The 20554-nt window shown below is 40.0% G+C and carries 20 protein-coding genes; 7 read left to right on the top strand and 13 right to left on the bottom strand.

Annotated elements, in window-relative coordinates:
- Positions 1 to 29: 29 nt before the first annotated feature.
- From JWP71_RS16600 to JWP71_RS16585, 4 genes are all read right to left on the bottom strand, one after another.
- Positions 30 to 908, bottom strand: coding sequence for a UbiA family prenyltransferase (locus JWP71_RS16600; RefSeq protein ID WP_299502263.1), 879 nt, complete (start codon positions 906 to 908; stop codon positions 30 to 32).
- Between the two features lie 26 nt (positions 909 to 934).
- The gene (locus tag JWP71_RS16595) at positions 935 to 2215 is read right to left on the bottom strand and encodes a metallophosphoesterase (protein WP_299502261.1); all 1281 of its coding nucleotides are present in this window, start codon (positions 2213 to 2215) and stop codon (positions 935 to 937) included.
- A gap of 7 nt (positions 2216 to 2222) precedes the next feature.
- Positions 2223 to 3731 (bottom strand): sigma 54-interacting transcriptional regulator, encoded by a 1509-nt coding sequence (locus JWP71_RS16590; protein ID WP_299502258.1) that lies wholly within the window; start codon positions 3729 to 3731, stop codon positions 2223 to 2225.
- A 127-nt stretch (positions 3732 to 3858) separates the two neighbouring features.
- On the bottom strand, positions 3859 to 4956 hold the full coding sequence (locus JWP71_RS16585; RefSeq protein WP_299502342.1) for a VWA domain-containing protein: 1098 nt from the start codon (positions 4954 to 4956) through the stop codon (positions 3859 to 3861).
- A gap of 523 nt (positions 4957 to 5479) precedes the next feature.
- On the opposite strand from JWP71_RS16585, the gene JWP71_RS16580 reads away from it, so the two are divergent.
- Positions 5480 to 5761 carry a GNAT family N-acetyltransferase gene (locus tag JWP71_RS16580; RefSeq protein WP_299502255.1) on the top strand — a complete coding sequence of 94 codons (282 nt, stop codon included), beginning with the start codon at positions 5480 to 5482 and terminating at the stop codon, positions 5759 to 5761.
- Between the two features lie 27 nt (positions 5762 to 5788).
- On the opposite strand, the gene JWP71_RS16575 is transcribed toward JWP71_RS16580, so the two are convergent.
- Together JWP71_RS16575 and JWP71_RS16570 are read right to left on the bottom strand one after the other, a co-directional pair.
- On the bottom strand, positions 5789 to 6256 hold the full coding sequence (locus JWP71_RS16575) for a hypothetical protein (RefSeq protein ID WP_299502252.1): 468 nt from the start codon (positions 6254 to 6256) through the stop codon (positions 5789 to 5791).
- 150 nt (positions 6257 to 6406) lie between these two features.
- On the bottom strand, positions 6407 to 7279 hold the full coding sequence (locus JWP71_RS16570) for a carbohydrate kinase (protein ID WP_299502249.1): 873 nt from the start codon (positions 7277 to 7279) through the stop codon (positions 6407 to 6409).
- Between the two features lie 62 nt (positions 7280 to 7341).
- On the opposite strand from JWP71_RS16570, the gene JWP71_RS16565 reads away from it, so the two are divergent.
- Complete coding sequence (locus JWP71_RS16565) at positions 7342 to 7764, top strand: DUF4440 domain-containing protein (RefSeq protein ID WP_299502246.1); 423 nt, start codon at positions 7342 to 7344, stop codon at positions 7762 to 7764.
- A 480-nt stretch (positions 7765 to 8244) separates the two neighbouring features.
- Here JWP71_RS16565 and JWP71_RS16560 read toward each other — a convergent pair whose 3' ends face one another.
- From JWP71_RS16560 to JWP71_RS16545, 4 genes are all read right to left on the bottom strand, one after another.
- Positions 8245 to 9126, bottom strand: a complete 882-nt coding sequence (locus JWP71_RS16560) for a cupin-like domain-containing protein (RefSeq protein WP_299502243.1) — start codon at positions 9124 to 9126, stop codon at positions 8245 to 8247.
- Positions 9127 to 9399: 273 nt separating this feature from the next.
- Positions 9400 to 10281, bottom strand: coding sequence for a cupin-like domain-containing protein (locus tag JWP71_RS16555; protein ID WP_299502240.1), 882 nt, complete (start codon positions 10279 to 10281; stop codon positions 9400 to 9402).
- A 208-nt stretch (positions 10282 to 10489) separates the two neighbouring features.
- Positions 10490 to 11611, bottom strand: a complete 1122-nt coding sequence (gene hemW / locus JWP71_RS16550; RefSeq protein ID WP_299502237.1) for a radical SAM family heme chaperone HemW — start codon at positions 11609 to 11611, stop codon at positions 10490 to 10492.
- 38 nt (positions 11612 to 11649) lie between these two features.
- Complete coding sequence (locus tag JWP71_RS16545) at positions 11650 to 11775, bottom strand: hypothetical protein (RefSeq protein ID WP_299502235.1); 126 nt, start codon at positions 11773 to 11775, stop codon at positions 11650 to 11652.
- A 63-nt stretch (positions 11776 to 11838) separates the two neighbouring features.
- On the opposite strand from JWP71_RS16545, the gene JWP71_RS16540 reads away from it, so the two are divergent.
- The gene (locus JWP71_RS16540; protein WP_299502233.1) at positions 11839 to 12933 is read left to right on the top strand and encodes a PAS domain-containing sensor histidine kinase; all 1095 of its coding nucleotides are present in this window, start codon (positions 11839 to 11841) and stop codon (positions 12931 to 12933) included.
- Positions 12934 to 12993: 60 nt separating this feature from the next.
- Here JWP71_RS16540 and JWP71_RS16535 read toward each other — a convergent pair whose 3' ends face one another.
- The 3 genes from JWP71_RS16535 to JWP71_RS16525 all read right to left on the bottom strand — a co-directional run bounded on the left by JWP71_RS16535 (position 12994) and on the right by JWP71_RS16525 (position 16063).
- The gene (locus tag JWP71_RS16535) at positions 12994 to 14160 is read right to left on the bottom strand and encodes a chromate transporter (RefSeq protein ID WP_299502231.1); all 1167 of its coding nucleotides are present in this window, start codon (positions 14158 to 14160) and stop codon (positions 12994 to 12996) included.
- Positions 14160 to 15143 carry a DUF1259 domain-containing protein gene (locus tag JWP71_RS16530; RefSeq protein ID WP_299502229.1) on the bottom strand — a complete coding sequence of 328 codons (984 nt, stop codon included), beginning with the start codon at positions 15141 to 15143 and terminating at the stop codon, positions 14160 to 14162. The genes JWP71_RS16535 and JWP71_RS16530 overlap by 1 nt, the downstream gene beginning before the upstream one ends.
- Positions 15144 to 15205: 62 nt before the next feature.
- Positions 15206 to 16063 carry a chromate resistance protein ChrB domain-containing protein gene (locus JWP71_RS16525; protein WP_299502227.1) on the bottom strand — a complete coding sequence of 286 codons (858 nt, stop codon included), beginning with the start codon at positions 16061 to 16063 and terminating at the stop codon, positions 15206 to 15208.
- Between the two features lie 221 nt (positions 16064 to 16284).
- On the opposite strand from JWP71_RS16525, the gene JWP71_RS16520 reads away from it, so the two are divergent.
- The 4 genes from JWP71_RS16520 to gldL all read left to right on the top strand — a co-directional run bounded on the left by JWP71_RS16520 (position 16285) and on the right by gldL (position 20528).
- Positions 16285 to 17259, top strand: coding sequence for a DUF4271 domain-containing protein (locus tag JWP71_RS16520; protein WP_299502224.1), 975 nt, complete (start codon positions 16285 to 16287; stop codon positions 17257 to 17259).
- 20 nt (positions 17260 to 17279) lie between these two features.
- Positions 17280 to 18038 (top strand): uroporphyrinogen-III synthase, encoded by a 759-nt coding sequence (locus tag JWP71_RS16515; RefSeq protein WP_299502222.1) that lies wholly within the window; start codon positions 17280 to 17282, stop codon positions 18036 to 18038.
- A 269-nt stretch (positions 18039 to 18307) separates the two neighbouring features.
- Complete coding sequence (locus tag JWP71_RS16510; RefSeq protein ID WP_299502219.1) at positions 18308 to 19636, top strand: SUMF1/EgtB/PvdO family nonheme iron enzyme; 1329 nt, start codon at positions 18308 to 18310, stop codon at positions 19634 to 19636.
- Positions 19637 to 19706: 70 nt separating this feature from the next.
- Entirely contained in the window at positions 19707 to 20528 is an 822-nt protein-coding gene (gene gldL / locus JWP71_RS16505) for a gliding motility protein GldL (protein WP_299502217.1), read from the top strand.
- Positions 20529 to 20554: the final 26 nt, after the last annotated feature.

The raw sequence follows: 20554 nt of genomic DNA, 5'->3' as shown, positions 1-20554 counted from the left end.
ATTAAATTAAATAGTAGCTACCTTAAAGCTTAAGCAAATTTGGCGAACAGAACTAACATTATGTATTGCAATATTAAAACGCCATCAAGATAAAAAAAGTAGTAATACTCGTCTTTTTTCCATTCGGATTTAAAGATGAGCCAGCCTGCTAATATGGCGGTAAGGGTAAGTGCCCAAAAATCATTGTTAAAGCCATTGTTTTTAAAGAGGAACAACAGTACAATATATCCGGCTAAAAGTGCCTGGCAAAACAAATAGGCACGTTTTTCGCCTAATATTACCGGGATAGTTTTTAAGCCTGATTGACGGTCCTCAAACAGGTCGCGGATATCAAAAGGAACGGTTAGCGCGCCTATCAATAAAAACCGTTTAGCAAGGAGTATAGTGGTATCGCGCATTGATATATTGGTTAGGTGCATATTTTGCGCCTCTAAAATGGGTAGCAACACACTGCTCAGGGTCCAAACCAAGGTTATTAAAAATTGCTTTAGTCCCGGAATATTGCGCAAACCAAATTTTTGATCGCCCAATGAAAATAGGGGAAGGCTATATGCAAAAGATATAATAGCGAGGAAAATAAGTAATAGTTTTGCTTCTGTAGATACCAAAAAGAATAAAGGAACCAGTGAAAGAATAGATACAATGGTAAAAGTAACCATCAACCTATAATGCGAAAAGAACCAGCGCACTCGTATATATGCTGATTTATGAGGTTCTTTAGGTTTGCTTAAAAGGATAGAGAAATTATAAATGCCAATTGTAGAAGTAAATAATAGAGCAAGTACAGTATAGAGTGGCCGGCAGCCTATTAAATGAAAAGTAACCATCGCCTGTGCAACCGCGCATAGGGCCATGAATACATTACTAAACAGCAAAAAATCAAAAACAGGCTTAAATAGTTTTTTCATTTATGATGAGAGTCTGCCGGTAAACCTTAAATATTTTTAGCTAATGGATTGTGGGCGGATCTTAATGTAAATATCGTAATCTCCGGCAATATTCCAACCCTGCCGGGGAAACCTAAAAATCCGTAACCTACATTTACATATAGTTGCTGATTTCTTTCAAGGTAAAGGCCGGCCCATTCTTTATAAACATACTCTACCGGACTCCATTGATAGTGCTCTGCACGCACGCCAAATTGCATGCCATGCGTATGGCCGGAAAACATAACATCTATCTGCGGATAATGCGGCAATATCTGCGCCCGCCAGTGCGAAGGATCATGCGATAAAAGAAGTTTAACCGGGAGGTATTCTGTGCCCTTTATGGTTGGCTCCATTTTCCCATATTTAGGAAACCGTGTTAACTCGCCCCAGTTTTCGCAACCCAAAATACCTATCTCTTCGCCATTAACTTTAAGGCGGCGATTTTCATTAAGCAATAGGTCCCAACCCATATTTTTGTGAGTGGTTATCAGGTCGGCAAGGTTTTTCTTTTTGGCTGATAATGATGTCCAGTCGGCATAATCACCATAATCATGGTTTCCTAAAGTAGAAAAAACACCAAGCGGCGCCTTTACTTTGCTGAAGATATCCTGGTAGCCGTATACTTCATCGGTACGCTTATTAACCAGATCGCCGGTAAAAAAAATAACATCCGGCTTTTGGCCCAATAACATTTCTACACCGCCCTGTACCGCTTTTTTATTATAAAAACTGCCCGAATGTATATCAGATATCTGGCCTATTTTTATGCCATCAAAGGCTTTGGGTAAATTGGGCAGATAAAGTGTTTGATAACGTACACGGTAATCATAAGCGCCAGCAATAATACCATATCCTATTGCCGCTAACGGAACAGCACCAGTAATTAGCCCAGCCCTCATTAAAAACTCTGAACGGGGAATGATTTCATTACCAGCTCCTTTGGTTGGTGGAGGAAGCGTTGATTTGGTACCGGTATGTTTAAGCCAAACAATTAACCGCCTTATATCATCAGCCAGCACAAAAGGTAAAAAAGTGATCTTTACTATGGCCAGCACAAAAAATACCATTAAAAATCCGGCACGTACGCCAACCGGTATTTTCATATATATGCTGATGATGACACCGGTTATAAGGACTATAGAAAATAGCGTATAACCAATTTTAAACCCGGTGGTATTACCCAAACCCCGCTTTTTAAAGGCGGCGGCAAAACCCCTGGCTAAATATTGGTCAAGCAGGAAAATCCCTATGCCTATTAAAATTAAAATGAATAACTGACTCTGCATTTATTAATTAGTAACGATCATCTTCTATATCAAGATCGTCATCATCAGGTTGTAGATTAAATAAACTGTTAAACATATCAGAAAAGGCGAAGCCATTGTCAAGGAAGCCTTTACTTAGTTGTGAAAATTCTGCAAGGCCATGCAATACAAATTCCATTAATATCAATTGCTGACTCTCTACCAAACCCGGATGGAATTTCTTAACCAGGTCCTTTAACCCGGTAACAGCGTTTAATAGCTTTTTATATTCGGCAAGCGGCAGGTCGTCAAGTACAGACAGGCTATTACCCTCGCTAAACCAATTGATGATCTCTGCATAAGGGTTGGGGGTCTTTGATTTCTTGGCTTTCTCCGGGTCAGGGAAAAATTTAACTAACAGAGTTTTAATGGCCTTGCCAATTAAAATATTAGCCACTTTAGCCGGGCCTTCCAGCTCGCCCTCATAAACCAACTCAATCTTGCCGGTAATGGCCGGGATAACACCCAGGAAATCAGCAATACGTACAAAGGTTTTATCCTCGTGATTGATGATCATGCGACGCTCGGCATTACTTATAAGGTTTTCATAAGCTGATATGGTTAAACGCGCAGATACCCCGGATTTTTTATCGATATATTCTGAGTTACGCGCCTCAAAGGCAATTTGTTCAACCAAATCTTTAACCAACCCATCTGCTTCAATATTAATCCTTTGCTCGGGTGAAAGTGATGCTTCCTGCTGGGTGATTTTGCGCGATATCTCTACCGAGCGCGGGTAATGCGTTAATATCTGGCTCTCTATACGGTCCTTTAGCGGCGTTACTATCGAGCCACGGTTAGTATAATCTTCCGGGTTGGCGGTAAATACAAATTGTATGTCTAAAGGTAAACGCAATTTAAAACCACGTATCTGTATGTCTCTTTCCTGCAGGATGTTGAATAGCGACACCTGAATACGTGCCTGCAGATCCGGCAGCTCATTAATAACGAAAATGCCCCTATGGGCACGCGGAATTAACCCGAAGTGAATAACCCGCTCATCCGAATAGGTAAGTTTCATGGTGGCGGCTTTGATAGGGTCAACGTCACCAATCAAATCGGCAACGGTAACATCAGGTGTAGCTAATTTTTCGGTATAACGTTCAGAACGGTGTATCCAGGCAATTGGGGTATCATCGCCTTTTTCTTTAACAATATTATGCCCAAACCATGATATAGGATTCAACGGATCATCGAATAACTCAGAACCATCTATGTATGGAATGTACTCATCAAGCAAATTAACCAATAAACGCGCAATACGTGTTTTGGCCTGCCCGCGTAAACCCAGCAATAATATGTTGTGGCGCGATAAAATAGCAGTTTGCAGGTCAGGAATTACGGTATCTTCAAAACCAATAATACCCTCAAAGCCACCTTCATGCTGTTTTTGCAGTTGGGCAATCAGGTTCCTTCTTAATTCATCCTTAACCGATTCACTTTTGTAACCTGTTTGTTTTAGCTGGCCTAAGGTTGTTATATTTTGTTTGTTAGTCATAGTATTTGTAAGTATTTCTGTCATTTTGAACGATAGTGAGAAATCTATACATAGCTAAGTCGCTAATGCATGTGTATAGATTTCTCCTCGTTCCTCGTCGAAATGACAATCGAGTTAATGTGTTGGACTATCTTACGTTCTTCCTTCTATTCTTAGCGTAGTCCTCAAAAATATACTCGCCTAAATTATTAAGCGAACTATAAAAAGCTTTGCCGCCGTTAGTCTCTGTAAATTTACGTACAAATTGCTGTAGGTAGGGGTCCTTAGCTATCATAAAAGTAGTGATAGGTATTTTTAGCCGCTTACATTGTGCCGCCATGTTAAGGGTTTTATTAACCACCTTTCTATCCAGTCCGATGCTGTTTTTATAATATTTGGTGCCCTCTTTTAAGCAAGTGGGTTTACCATCAGTAATCATAAAAATTTGTTTGTTATGTGTTTTACGGCGACGTAACAGATCGGTAGCCAACTCTAAGCCCGCATAAGTATTGGTATGATAAGGGCCAACCTGCAGATAGGGCAGATCCTGCAAAGTAATGGGCCAGGCATCGTTGCCAAACACCACAATATCCAGCGTGTCCTTAGGGTATTTGGTGCGGATGAGCTCTGCCAGCGCCATGGCTACTTTTTTTGCGGGTGTGATCCTGTCTTCGCCATATAATATCATGGAGTGCGATATATCTATCATCAGCACGGTAGAGGTTAGGGTTTTATAGTCCATTTCCTCTACTTCCAGGTCGCGTTCGGTCATCATAAAATCGCCGATGCCGTGGTTAACCTGGGCGTTGTGGATGGATTGGGTCATGTCTATCTGGTCCAAACTATCGCCAAACTCAAACTCGCGACGCTCGGAATTGCGCTCATCGCCCTGCCCGCTTTGCGGCGAGCGGTGATTGCCCTTGCCTGATTTTTTAAGCTTGCCAAATATCTCTTCGAGTGCGCTCTGCCTTATACTTTGCTCTGTTTTAGCGGTAATGTTAAAACCGCCGTTTTGCTTATCCTCATCAAGGTAGCCTTTTTGTTTAAGCTCGTCAATGAAGTCGCCCATGCCATAATCGTCATTGGTAAGGTTATATTGCTTATCCAGTTCGTTTAGCCAGGCCAAAGCTTCGCCGGCATCGCCCGCGGTATAGTTGAGCAATTCCAGGAATAATTTTAATAATTCTTCAAATCCGCCTTTTGGGATTTGGTTGGGGGTAAACTTCGAAAATCCGAAACCACGCATAATTTGCCTTTCAGTTATAAAATAACGGTTTATTTTACTCAAAAGTTTGATGATAGACAGATAAAGTTGAATTGTTAGGTAGGGATGACAAAGTTGGTGAGCAGTGAGTGGAGAATAGTGATTAGTTTAGTTGCATTATGCCACCGTGCATCTGGCGCAGCTGGTGCAATGACGGCGCACAGTTCAGTTATTTAACGCGTTTGTTTCACAATTGGTGAAACAAAATGTAACAAGTGAAACAAGATTTTGACTTAACCTATTGAAAATAAAACAATTACTAAAAAGTGGTGTAACAAAATGTAACAACTTATTAGTCTGTATTTTTATGCGTGAATTTTTAATATTTTATTGATTATCAAATAGTTGCAAATATGCTATTTTGGGAGTGGTGAAACAAGATGTGAAACAAATATATATCGAAAATAATAAAGAGGTTATTGTTAGTTGGCGTAGCCCTCCAGGAGGTCATTAAAAAACAAATTATTGCGAGTTAAACTTGAAAGTCTTTTACTACATTTATACTATGTATACCGACATTCAATTAATTAACAACACCGCCATTCACAATTTCGAGGTATTTGTTGATGGTCACCGCGCCTTTATTGATTACAAGCAACATGGCGATAAAGTATTTTTAATACATACCGAAGTGCCGGTAGAACTGGAAGGCAAAGGCGTTGCCTCGGCCCTGGTTGAAAAAACCTTTAAATATCTGGAAGAAAATAATTTAAAGATGGTGCCTTATTGCGAATACATTAAAGTGTATTTAAAACGCCACCCGGAGTGGGAGAGGTTGGTGGTGTAATGATAACGTCAACATAATTGGCTGCACTTATTCACCATATGTTTCAGGCGAAGTTTTATTAAAGTACCTCTTTCTTCCAGTCCTATCAGTAAAGTATGTTGGGTTATTTTTGTCATTTAAGGTGTAAATTCCATCGGCATATACCCCATATCCAAAGAGGCATTCTCCGCTAACCGTTTTAATAATGATTTTATTCTCTCGTTTAATAAATATTAATTTACAATTAGAGCTAATATCTTTGGGTATATATTCATAATTTCCGGTTTTTCTATTAAATATTAACCTACCATATAAAGCTCCAGAATTATAACTAGGTGCACCTCTTCCAACCTCTAAATAAAAAAGTATTGTGGACTGATCAGAGTAATGGATTTGAAGAAGTTGATAGGGACTGTCTTGACTTTTCTTTCCATATGTGTGAAAATAACTTCCTTGAATTGGAAATGATTGGATCCCATGAAAATTTAACAGCGTCCAAGTAATAATTGTAAACATGTACCCAAGTTAACTATAAAAATATATCTATTAAACTTATACAACTTAACTTTCCATCCCAGAACCAGGCAAAAAAATTGAAGAAACATTATACCGTTTAGCCGATGAGATGAAAAAGGCTTCTGTTTACGCCGCGTAAGAAGGAGATCACTATTTTAACACCTCCACAATCCCCTCATCATAAACCGGGTTTGCCCCGCGTTTGCCCGCCACATACGCCCCAACAGCACACGACTTTTCTAATACTTCCTGCAAGGGTTGTTTGTTAAGCAAGCCATTAATAAAAGTAGCCAAAAACGAATCGCCGGCACCTACGGTATCAACCACATCAACTGTAAAACCCGGGTGTTCATAAAATTCATAATCATGCCATACTATCGCGCCATGTTCGCCGCGGGTTACGCAGATGGTTTGGGCATGGTACTTTTTGCGGAACTCGTTTACCTTATCTTTCAGGTTGCCGTTGCTGCCATTGATGAGCAGGTTAGCTTCATCCTCGTTCATCTTAACCACATCGGCGCGGGCAGCCAGCGTTTCAATGGTTGATAGCGTGTAATGCGGCGCGCGTAGGTTAACATCAAACACCTTTAAGGCATTGGTTTCGTTCAGCAGGTTTAACAGCGTATCGCGCGTAGTTTGCTGTCTGCAGGCCAGGCTGCCAAATATTATGGCCGATGCCTGCATGCCGCTTTGTGTAAGCGCCGTTTCTGTTTTTATATTATCCCATGATACAGGCTGGGGTATGATGTAGGTAGCCTGCTGGTTCTTATCCAGTTGTACGGTAACCTCGCAGGTAGGCAGTTCTGCATCATTCTGTATCAACTCACTATAGAGGTTATTTTCTTTTAAAAATGCTATCAGCTCAAATCCAGAAGCATCCATGCCAACCTTACTGGCAAACGAGGCATTGGCACCTTGTTGCCGCAGGTGATAGGCCACATTCATAACGGCGCCGCCGGCTACTTTTTCGTCGCCAAAGGCGTCCCATAAAACCTCGCCGAAGCATAGAATATTGTTTTTCATAAGCGGTTGCAAGTTAGAGAGGTTGTGGGCTGTAAGCAACAATAAATGTATATATTTAGTTTATGAAAAAGTATATACTTTCTTGTCTCCTGTTTTTTAATGCTTATTTCTTATTACACGCCCAGGACAGGCAGGCGATCATCAAACTAATGGACGACCAGCGCCAGGCCTGGAACCGCGGCGACCTTGAGGGTTTTATGCAGGGCTATTGGAAATCAGACTCGCTTATGTTTGTGGGTAAAACAGCACCCACGTTTGGCTGGCAAAACACGCTTAACAACTATAAACGCGGCTACCCAGACAAGGCTGCCATGGGTATTTTAATTTTTGATATTAAAAAAGTACAAATTCTTGATCCGGAAAATGCCTTTGTATTTGGTGCATGGCACCTTAAACGTGAAAAGGATGAACCCGGTGGTTACTATACTTTATGGTTCAGGAAAATTAATGGGGTTTGGAAAATAGTGGTTGACCATACTTCGTAAAATAAGGCTGAAAGAATCATTTAAACGCGTCGTAGTGCTCAATTGCTGCTGGGCTGTTACTTTTGTCTTTGATACAAAAGTAACCAAAAGATCAAGCCAGCCCAATCGCTGCCACCTCACGGGCCAGACTCCCGGCCGCGTGGGCTGACGGGCCACCGCTTTTTTTTGATTGCTCATAATAACAGAATGTCGGTTCTATCCTAAAGAAGCGTCAGCAAATAAGCTTCGGGCGAAAGCAGGTAAAATAAGTTGGCCTGTGCGGCGGGAGAGGCATAGCAGCTTTTTGCCCGGGCAATGGCCTTGCGCGATATGGAGCAAAAATATTGCAGCCTGTGATTTTATCTGATTTGCAGGGCAAAGGCCTCGTGCGCAAAGAAGCCTCTTTGCTGACTTGATTTTTGGTTACTTTTCATCAAGGAAAAGTAACAGCCTTAGCGGCAATTGAGCGTCACCAAGCGATAAATACAACGCTAATTTATATTACCTGGGTTGCCCCTTTGCCAAAGCTTTATTAGCCCGTTTTACAGCCAACTTTTCACGATACCGCGCATAATCGCCTTTAAAAGCCATTTTAAGCATGCTATCCAAACCGCCTTTAACGGCCAGGTTATACAAGCTTGCCGCTTTGCGTGCAGGCGAGGCATCCCATGCACGCAGGCTTAACGAGTAGCCGCCCTCTAAATATTTCATCCAGTGCCAATAGCCGGTTGGCATAAATAAAGTATCGCCATGTTCTAAAAAAACTTCGGTACCTTCAATACCATTTAGTGCGGGGAATTTTTTTATGTCGGGATTAGCTACGTCGTAATCTTCCAGCGCGTAGGTAGCGTTAGGTAAACAGTACAGGCGTTCTTTCCATTTATTTTCAAACAGGATAATGTGTTTTCGGCCGCCAAAGTGGGTATGAAATATATGGGGCAGATCAATATCATAATGCAAAAAGGTAACCGAATTAGAACCGCCGAAAAACATAGCCGGCATACTTTCTAAAAATCCACCCATCAAGTCTTTAGGCAAAACAATATCATTCAGTAATTGCGGAGCCTGTTTAAATATATTGAAAAAGAATATGCGCAACTCGGTAGGTTGCGACATGATAAGATCCATATAGTCATCAAAAGGCATCTCGGCAGCTGCCGAATTGATGGGTTTCGCCGGATCGGCCTTGGCGTTATCATATAACGGCACTACCTTTTTACCAACTACCTGTTTTAAATATTCAGGTGTCCATTTTTCGCGGGCGGGCCAATTGTTGGTTAACCCTTTAATAACCAGCGGACGGCGCGCATCTAAATAGTTCTTTTTAAAATCGGCAGGAGAAATGGTATCAACGGTATCTATAGGGTGCAGAATAAAGCTCATGTTATATGTGATCAGAAAACTATTTTACTATGTGCCTGATACGGCAAAATAACGAAATTAAAGTACGGAATATGTTAAGGAAATGTTAAATATTAGAGGTTAGAGATTGAAGATTGAAGATTGAAGATTGAAGATTGAAGATTGAAGATTGAAGATTGAAGATTGAAGATACATTATGTTAAGCAGGGTTTTATATCCGATAGGCCTAATCTCTAATCTTTAATTAACTAATCTTTTTTGCTGACAGGCCTAATCTCTAATCTCTCTAATAAACTACCTCGGTTCTCTTGCAGCCAGCGCCTTGCCTGCCCGTTTAACTGCCAGTTTTTCCTTCCAATCCATATACCGGCTTTTAAAATTTCTTTTCATAATATCGTCAAACTTGCGTTGGATAATTAGGTTATACAGACTTTTTGCTTTAATGGCCCATGAGCTGTCCCAGGCACGCAGTGATATGGAGAATGATCCGTCCAGGTACTTCATCCAGTGCCAGTAGCCGGTAGGCATAAACAGGGTATCGCCATGTTCTAAAATAATTTCATAACCTTCAACACCGTCCAATGCAGGGAACTTGCTGTAATCGGGGTTTTCTATATCGTAATCCTCCAACGCATAAGTGGCAAAAGGTATCTGGTACAATCGTTCTTTCCATTTATTATCAAACAAAATAACACGTTTGCGCCCGTTAAAATGGGTGTGAAATATATGTGCGAGGTCTATATCGTAATGCAAAAAAGTAATTGATCCGGCACCGCCGAAAAACATATTAGGATATTTATCTAAAAAGCCACCCATCAGGTCGGTAGGCGAGCGGTAATCTTCCAGCAATTTAGGCGCGTGCTTTATCGGGTCGAACAAAAATATACGCAGATCGGTAGGGTGTTTTTGTATCAGGTCTATATAATCCCTAAACTTCATTTCGGCAGCCGATGCATTGATGGGTTTTGAGGGATCGGCTTTGGAGCTATCATATAGCGGAACCAACTGGTCGCCAACGGTTTCCTTTAAATAATCAAACGTCCATTTTTTTAAAGCGGGCCAGCTTTGGGTAGCCTTACGGATAACCAGCGGCTTGCGCGGTTTTAAGTAATTGTTAATAAAATCTTCTTTATTAATGCTATCAACCCTATCAATAGGGGTAAGAATCATGCCCATGCTCACAATTAATTAACATGCAAAACTAATTAATTGTATAGAAGCTTAATATGCCGGTTTTTGTTTTTTATATTTCATTGACATAAGTAGTGAATGGTAAGTGTGTGAATGGGAGAATGGTGAATAGTGAGTGGCGAATGGAGAATAGTGAGCGATTTGTTTTTAAACCAAAGCGCAGGTTCATTAAGGTTCAGTCGTTTAGAGAGGGCTAAAAAAATAGCTCGGCAGCTATATGGTCGGCATATAATTTACCTGTTTGGGTGAGGTAAAAAATGTTATTTTTTTGGGCGATCCATTCCTTTTCTAAAAAAGGTTGGCCCGTTTTGAGCAATACATTTGATGATGCCGCGGCAATAATATTTAGCTTATCCATGTCTAATCCCCACATGGTACGCAGCGAGGTCATTATGTATTCGTTCAGGCGGTCGGTCTCGGTCAATAGCTCGGTTTCAGTAGGCAGGTTATTGGTTTGGATAGATTGAATATATTTGGCATTATTGGCAATGTTCCACTGCCTTATCTCACCGTTATAAGAATGTGCCGATGGGCCTATGCCCAGGTATTTTACGCCCCGCCAGTAGTTAGCATTATGTTTGGAGTAATGCCCCGGTTTACAAAAATTTGATATCTCGTAATGTTCAAAACCTTTTGTTTGCATAGCATCCATCAGCAGGTTAAACTGCTCCGCGCTTTGCTGGTCGTTCATGGCAGGCTGCTTTTTTTTGTTGATGAAAGCGGCTAATGGGGTTTTTGGTTCAACCGTCATGGAATATGCTGATACATGTTGTACATCCAGCTCAAAAACCTTATTTAGGTTATGCTTCCACTTTTGTTCGGTTAGCAGGGGATAGCCGTAGATCAGGTCGACAGTGATATTCTCGAACCCGTTATCCTGCGCTCGCTTTACTGATGCTTCTGCTTCGCCGGCACGATGTACACGGTTCATCCATTGCAGGTCGTCATCAAAAAATGATTGAATGCCAATGCTGAAACGGTTAACCGGTGTTTGGCGCAAAGCCTGCAATTTAGCTTTATCTAAATCGTCGGGGTTAGCCTCTAATGTAATTTCAGCATTCGTGGTAACCGTATGTGAGCCGGTTATGGTATCTAATAACAGGTTAATCTCGCCAGCTTTCAGCAGGGAAGGCGTACCCCCGCCAAAGTAAATGGTTTCAATAGTTTCGCCTTTAAAATAATCTTTTTGCAGTTGTATTTCTTTTACTAATGCCTGCAAAAGTTCGTCTTTATATTTTAGTGATGTGCTAAAATGAAAATCGCAATAATGGCAGGCCTGTTTGCAAAAAGGGATATGTAGGTAAACGCCGGCCATGGGGATAAAGGTAAGGAAGCTCCTTTAAATCTCCCCGGTTAGTTGGCTTTTTTTTGTGATATTCTTAAAATATCTACCTTTGCGTTGGCGTTACCACCATAAGGTTGCCTGCCGATGCCAAATGAAAAGGATGCTGCTATTGACGGGATACTTGAGGTTATCAAACTTCATTAAGTTAAAAACAACCCATACTATAATTTTAGAAATTACGACAGCTCGATAGTATTATGATATTTGATAAAACACATTTAACACTTGATTCATTAGGCGGGGTGGTTGCAGATCATGTTCCGGCAATTCTTGGTTATTGGGACAAAGACTTAGTTTGCCGGTTTGCAAATGCAGCCTACCTGGAATGGTTCGGTAAAACGCCGGATGAAATGGTTGACACAGTTACTACAGAAGATTTACATGGACCAAATTACGCAAAAGTTAAACCCTACATTTTAGGAGCGCTTGCCGGCAAACCTCAAAAATTTGAGCGTGAAATAATACTTCCCAATGGCGAAACCAGACATTCTATTACTACCTATATTCCAGATATAGATAATGACGAAGTAAAAGGCTTTTTTGTACATATAGCGGATGTAACGCCATTAAAATTGTTAGAACGTGAGTTGATTAAATCTAATGAAATTATTGTTGAACAAAATAAACGTTTGTTAAATTTTGCCAATATTGTTTCGCATAATCTTAAAACCTATGCTTATAACCTGAGAGAAGTTTTGGAGTTCTTTATAAACGCAGATTCCGAAGGAGAAAAAGATTTGATGGTAAGTTATTTAAAAAGCATATCAAAAGGTTTTAGCTCTACAGTAAGTAATTTGAATGAGATTGCCGACGCGCAAAACAAGGGAGACATAAAAGCCGAACCAATAAATCTACATGAACATATAGATGATGTAATGAATACGCTCCAAATTCAAACAACTTCATTACATGTAAGTATCAGAAACAATGTGAATGTTGATTTCTATTTACTTGCGAATCCGGCTTATATGGAAAGTATCCTTTTAAACGTTCTCACCAATGCTATCAAATACAAACATCCAGATAGAACGGCTATAATTGAATTTGATGCGTTTACAAATGAAAAATATCTAACTTTAACAATTAAAGATAACGGAATTGGCATAAATCTGGAAAAAAATGGGAAGGACCTTTTTGGTATGTACAAAACTTTTCATGGAAATATGAATATTGACTCCCAGGGTATTGGTTTATTTATTACTAAATTTCAGGTTGAAGCAATGGGTGGCTATATAGAAGTTGAAAGTGAAGTGAACATTGGCACAGTGTTTAAAATTCATTTCAGTTTATAGTTATTATTAAATCTTTAATCAGGAAGTATTAAAGATAGCTCGAATGATTTTATTGAACTACTATAAAGCCTTAATTAATAAACCAATAATAGCAGCAGCTCCAATAATATAAGGCTCCTGTAGTTTTTTCATGGCGATCAAAGCAACCACAGCAGCCAGGGCAATTAACATGGTTGGTATGTCTGTAATGGAACGTAATCCGATAATTATTACAGACCCCACTAAGGCGCCAATTACAGATGCGGTAATTCCCTCTACAAATGCTTTGATAGCGGCATTTTTAGCAATCTTTTTAAAAGATGGCGCCAGGGCAACGGTAAACAAATAGCATGGTAAAAAAGTAGCTAAGGCCGCAATACATGCTCCCGGGAAACCGGCAACCAAATAACCAATAAAACCAACTGTAATAACTACCGGCCCCGGTGTTATCATGGCTACGGCTACAGCATCTACAAATTGGTTTTCTGTTAACCAGCCAAACTCTTTCACCACGCCACCATGCAGGAAAGGCACAATAGCCAGCCCGCTGCCAAACACAAATGTACCGGCTTTCAGAAAGAACCAGGCTATTTCATGCAGGTTCTTGCCATCATATTTCCAGAATCCGGTACTGATTAAAATTCCGACAGGTAATGTTGCCGGTTTTTTTATCCACTGGGGCGGGGCCTTGATCAGCATATACAAAATGCCACAGGCAAGGAATAACAGGATCTCTTCTTTTTGCGTAATTACTGTAATGGTAACACCAATTATATAAAACAACCATAGCAGCCATTTAGATCTCATGGCAGTTAGTTCAAATTTGCTAATCGATTTAATGGTTAACTTATAGGCGCTCATGCCGATAATTCCTATCACCGCGGCACCCACTCCATAAAACACGGCCTGCATCCAGGCTAAACCGCCATAAAGCTGGTAAGCCATGCCCAACAATACCACCATGATAAATGATGGCAGTACAAAAGCCAGCCCCGCCAGTGTAGCGCCGGTCAGCCCGTAATGCACAAAACCAATATAGATGCCTAATTGTGCAGCTAAGGGCCCCGGTGCCAGTTGGGCAAGTGCCAAACCCTCTTTATATTCATCTTCTGTCAGCCAGCCTTTATCTTCAACCAGGTCACGGTGCATATAGCCCACTAAGGCTATAGGGCCGCCAAAACCCCAGGTACCCAGCTTTAGAAAATACTTGGTGATATCAACTAAAGAATATTCGGCTTTTGCTTTCATCACATCTTCATTCCGCCCATTGGTTTCTTACCCAATTCGTCTAACGCTGCCCGAAAACCCTGCGCTAGCGTAACGGCATTACCACGGCCATAATAATGTAGGAAGATCATGTGAGGGTCGTCGCCCAGCATGTGGTTATGTACCGCCACTACTTCCAAATTATGTGCCCGCAAAGTTTTGATCACATTGTTTACCTCATTTTGCAGCATGGCAATATCACCTGCAATATGGGCATCATCCTGTTTGCCCGCAAAGGACGCCCAGCTATTCAGACCGATATTTGTGGTCATTTCCACACCCATAGCCATAACTTTCACATCGGCTCGGCCAATAGTATATTTGTACGTCGGGCCATTTACCGTACCCGTATATTTCACAATAGCATCCAATGCAGCAATATCAAAATTTTCTTTACCGGTTATCGTTGGCGGTGCTGATGGCGCGGGCTGGTTAGCCGGAAATAATTTGCTGTCGCGTATGGTGTTGGCATATTTTTTAGCCAGTTCTGCTATAGTTCCTATGCCATGAATGTGCATATAAAAGATGCGCGGCTCCTCATAAAAAAAGTGGTTATGGATAGCAGCTATTTCCAATCCGTTAGCATGTGCAGCAGAAATTAAAGGATTCACCTCTTCCATTTGCAATACCGTATCGCTCATAACCATTGCTGATTTGCCGTCAGTAGTTTTTTTGAACGATACCCAACCACCAAAACCAAAGGGAATGGGTATAGGCTCGCCTTTGATTTTCATTTTCAGATCATTACGTGGCAAGGGTGTAGTGTATACAGATTCGGCATCTTTATAACTTCCCTTTTTACCTAATGCAGCATCAATAGCTGCCATTTCTTCGGGCGTTATTGCTGGTGTTTTCGCCAATGATAATGAGGCGGCCTCTAATTTTTGTAAGGGCAATAGTAAGGTGGTGCCTAATACGGCCGTAGCCTGCAATGCCCGCCTGCGTGTGAATTTATTTGTTTCCATAGGTTAGTTGTTAGTTATGCAATGCTACCTTTTTGAAGGGGCTTAAAATTGTACAGATTTAACTATTTGGTATCTTTTTTACTTTTACCGGCGCTTTTTTTATAAGCGGAAGGATTTTGTCCGGTTTGTTTTTTAAATATCCTGGTAAAATGGCTCTGGTCAGAAAAACCGGTAAGGTAAGCGATCTCGGTTAACGAATAGGGCGTAATATCCATCAGGTTTTTGGCTTTATCAATGCGTAGTTTTCTGATATAATCGCCGAACGACAGGTTATCAAAGTATTTAGAAAATTCGCGCGACAGGTAGGCGGAGTTGATCTCCAGTTCGTTAGATGCCTGCTGCAAACTTAATGTTATATTGGTATCTAACTGATCCTGTATCATTTCTTTGAGCTCCTTTGCCCAATCAGGGGCCTTTTTTGAATCGTTTTGTTTGATGTACTTATTAAATACATCCAGCAGCATTTGGTCAACAGGGCCTGTTTGAGAATGTTTTAACTGGTGTAAATGCTTTGCCCAACTGTACAGACCATCGTAAATGGTCATGCCCAAGTTGAGTAATTCCTGATCGTCTTTGATATTATACGCCAGTCCGGAAAAAATGGCTCCAAGTCCGGCCGCCTGCGGTGCAAAATCATGCCGGTCGGTATCAGCGCCACGCACAATTGCGGCTACCCTGTCAAGCGCGGCATCTTTAAGGTGATGCTTCTTAATAAAATAATCAAAGGTACAATGATCATTATAATGAGTGTACTCAACTCCCGGCAAATCAAATGGCACCGCATTTAACTCTTTGGCTTTTATCATAACCTCATCAAATGGAACATAAATAATTTCTGCTTCCGTATCAATAAACCGCTTGATGAGCCAGGGGCAAGCGATACGGTCAATTTTCGGATGTTCACGGGTGATCCATTTCATGCAGTACAAATTATAAAAAAATTAGTAGAAAAGAATAATTTGGCCTATAACAGAAAGTTAACAGGAATAAAGGTTTATTGCCGCATTTGTTTACTACACGGGGGAGCTAATTTTATACAGCGTTTAATCATTAAACATTTTCGTTTTGCAATTAATTCATGCTGTTGGCTGAAGCCAACAGATAAAAGTATATTTTTGCAGCTTAACCATTAGTATTATAAATGCGTTTTATTGCTTTGTGCTTTTTGTTTATTGTTAGCTGCCATCTGGCAGGCTATGCGCAAAGAGATACGTCGGCAATTAACCCCATGCGCGCATACCCTGGTGGGCAGGGCGGCATGACCGTACTCGATTCGGTGGTACAGGCAACAGCCGCGCATAAAAAATTCATTGCAGATTCTATTGCCTTTTTATATATCAAATATCCGGATTTGTCAGTAAGTAAACAGTTTGTAGCCAGGGTATTAAATGAAAATTTATATAAAGGAGTAGCTTTTTTAGATATACCTTTTAAATCAAAAAGCATTTTACGCGACGGCCATATTCGCCAAACCCGCGACCAATGGATCATTACTATTATAATCGGACTGTTACTATACACAGCGGTATTAAATATTCTAATGAACAAGGATATTAAGAATGTATACCTGTCATTTTATAGTAACCGATCGCTTACACAGGCTGGTAAAGAGGAAGGGCAGATCAATTTTTGGGCCTTTATAGGTTTGTATATATTGTTCAGTTTAACATTTGGGCTCTTTCTATACCAATTGGCTTCCTACAAAAGCATTTATTACAGCATAAGCGGTTTTAGATTATTTACTTCGCTATCGTTAATAATTATCGTATTATTTTCCATTAAATTTTTGGTGCTAAAATTTATTGGATTTGTTTTTGATATACAAAAGCTGGTAAGTGAATACGTATCTATACTATATCTAACCTATTTTAATATAGCTTTTGTTTTTTTACCCGTTACTGTGTGTTTTAGCTTGTTGGCCGCGCAGTATATACCTTATTTACTGGCTATTGCCGTAATATTAATAGTAGTAATTTTTACCTGGCTATACTTAAGAAGCAGTGTGAATATTATTTCAAATTTTCGATTTCATAAATTTTATTTATTTATCTATCTTTGTGCCCTCGAAATTTGCCCCATTTTGATACTAATTAAGGCACTGAATATTAATTTTTAGGTTTTTATATAAACACAGAATTGGAAGATAGAAAGAAAAAGGTAAAAAGTATATTGGTTACTTTGGCGAAGCCTGAAAACGATAAAAATCCATATACTGAACTGGCGAAGAAACATAATCTGAAAATTGATTTCAGATCGTTTATACATGTTGAAGGTGTACCGGCTAAAGATTTCCGTAAGGATAAGATCAACCTGGCCGATTTCACTGCGGTAATATTTACCAGCCGTAACTCGGCAGATCATTTTTTCAGAATATGCGAAGAGATGCGTTTTGAGGTGCCGGTAGAGATGAAATATTTCTGCCTGTCTGAAACCATTGCGCTGTATCTTCAAAAATATATTCAGTACCGCAAAAGAAAAATATTCTTTGGCAAGCAAACAGCAACAGATCTGGCCGAAGTATTGAAAAAACACTCGAACGAAAAATTCCTCTACCCATGCTCTGATGTGGCTGCCGAAGAAACCCAAAAGTTTTTGTTAGAGAATGGTTATGATTTTACTCCGGCAGTGCTGTTCCGTACGGTTTGTAGTGACTTGTCTGATCTTGCCGATGTGTTTTATGATATCATTGCCTTTTTTAGTCCTTCAAGTATACAATCACTATATAAAAATTTCCCTGATTTTAAACAAAACAATACCCGTATAGCTGCATTTGGTGCAACAACCCATAAAGCAGTGTTAGAATCAGACTTAATTTTAGATATTCCGGCACCTACCCCCCCCGCTCCATCCATGACAATGGCAATCGAACAATATTGCAAGCAGGTAAATAAATAATTTTCAGCATTTTTTTAACTGGCTTGCAACATATTAAAATTATATGCCGTATAAGCTTCTATTAAATAACAGCAGTTATAAATTGTTAATTTAAAAAGGGTTTTTCGTTGTATATAAATTTGTTCTGTTTTTAATTAAGTTTCCTTATAGTTTAAAAAATGTTTGGATTTGCTATAAAAAACATTTTTTACCATTTGGTGAAGCAAATTTTATATATTCGGGGGTCATTTTGTGTTATATATTTATAACAGGATTTTTATTAATTGAAAATGAAGCAGATATACTTTTTAATAGCAGTTTTAGTTACAGGGATTTTAAGCGGATGCGGTAAAAAAACTGATAGAGGTGAAGTTTTGGGTGCTGATAGAAAATCGGCACCGCATACCGAGGTGCCTTACGGCATGGCCTATATCCCCAGCGGCAGTTTTTTGATGGGCCAAACAGATCAGGATATAACATTCGCCCAAATCGCCCAAACTAAGCAGGTTACTATACCTGCCTTTTTTATGGATCAAACCGAAACTTCAAACACCCAATACCGGCAGTTTGTTAACTGGGTTCGCGATTCAATAGCTATTACCTCTTATTTAAATGATCCTAAGTATTACATAGGTGCAAATGCTAAAACACCTAATGCTAACCCAACAGGGAAAAAATATATTAATTGGGATTATGTAAAAAAATACCCAATATGGAGCAGCCGCGCTAAAAAAGGCCAGGCTAATCCTGCTGCATCAAAATTGCAAACAATGATGTACCAGGGCGATGACCGTATATTTGATCGCGATGAAATTGATGTGCGGCTTATAAAATACAATTACGCAATGCCATTATTGCGCGAGGCAGCTAATTATAAAAACGACAAAACTAAAAAGAGATCTGACTTTATTTTAAGAGATACTGTTGGGGTTTATCCTGATACATTGGTTTGGTTAAGTGATTTTTCATACGCGGCCAATGAGCCAATGGTTGAAGGTTATTTTTCGCACCCATCCTTTAAAGACTATCCTGTTGTTGGTGTAACCTGGCGCCAGGCAAGAGCATTTACGGTATGGCGCACACGTTATAATGAATCTTATAAAGATTCAAGGCACCTGCCACACCGGGCACCTTATGAATTGCCAAACGAAGCCGAATTTGAATATGCTGCACGTGGCGGCAGGATAGGTAATGATTACCCATGGGGCGGCCCTTATATTAAAAATGCAAAAGGCTGCTTATTGGCAAACTTTAAACCGGGCCGTGGTAATTACTCAGACGATGGCGGTACATATACAGTAAAAGTAAAATCGTACTTCCCTAATGATTATGGTTTATATAATATGGCTGGTAATGTAGCCGAATGGACCTCATCTGCATTTGATCCGTCAGCATCAACATTTGTTAATGACTTGGCACCAACATTTAACTACGAAGCAAAAAAGAATGAAGCTGAGGTGATGAAACGCAAAGTAGTAAGAGGCGGATCATGGAAAGATATTGGTTATTTTCTGCAAAACTCATCACGTAGTTATGAATTCCAGGATACTGCTAAATCATATATAGGCTTTCGTTGCGTAACACACTTCCAGGGCCGCGACTTGAGAGATAAAAAATAACTCTTAAAAATCTTAATAAAAAACAAAAAATTAAAATTTCATTTAAAACTTAAATACACATTATATTACTATGGCTGGAACTGGACAAAAACTGCACCCTTATGGAATTAATAACATTGTATCCTGGGGTGCAACTATAGTTATCGTTGGGTTATTATTTAAAATTCAACACTTACCCTTTGGAGGTTTGTTTATCTCTATCGGATTAGGCGCAGAAGCTATTCTGTTTTTTATATTAGGATTTCAAAGGGAAGCAGTTGAGATTGATTGGACAAAGGCCTATCCAGAGTTGGCCCATGACTATACCGGCGAGCTACCAACAGCAGCAAGAGGTGCAATAGGTAGTGGTGGTGGTGGTGGTGTTTCAACCACTGCTGCGCTGGATAAAATGCTGGAAGAAGCCAAAATAGGCCCCGAATTAATTGGCAGCCTTGCAGATGGTTTGAAAACCTTTGGCGATAAAGTTAATTCTATATCAAAGGTTACAGATGCAGGAGAAGCTACCATGGCCTTTACGCAAAAAGTTAAAGCAGCAACTCAAAGCTATGATAACCTTACTACATCATTCGAGAAAGCTTCGGGTAATTTAATGGAGCTGGCAAATACAAATGTAGATTCGAAAGCTTACCATGACCAGGTAAATAACTTAGCTAAAAACCTTTCGGCCTTAAATGCGGTGTACGAATTGGAGTTGCAAGACTCAAGCGCCCATTTAAAATCGATGAACAAGTTTTATCAAAACCTGTCTTTAACCATGAATAACTTTAATGAATCATTAGAAGATTCTAAACAGTTTAAAGACGAAGTGGGCCGATTGGCTAAGAACCTGTCGTCATTAAATGCTATTTATGGCAATATGCTTACAGCAATGAACCAGCCGCGCCCTGCCTAATTGAGAGACCATAACAAAATTTTGAA

The organism is Mucilaginibacter sp. (assembly GCF_028287845.1).
Lineage (GTDB): Bacteria > Bacteroidota > Bacteroidia > Sphingobacteriales > Sphingobacteriaceae > Mucilaginibacter.
Note: the sequence above shows the minus strand (reverse complement) of the source record. Positions and strands in the feature narration are given on the sequence as shown.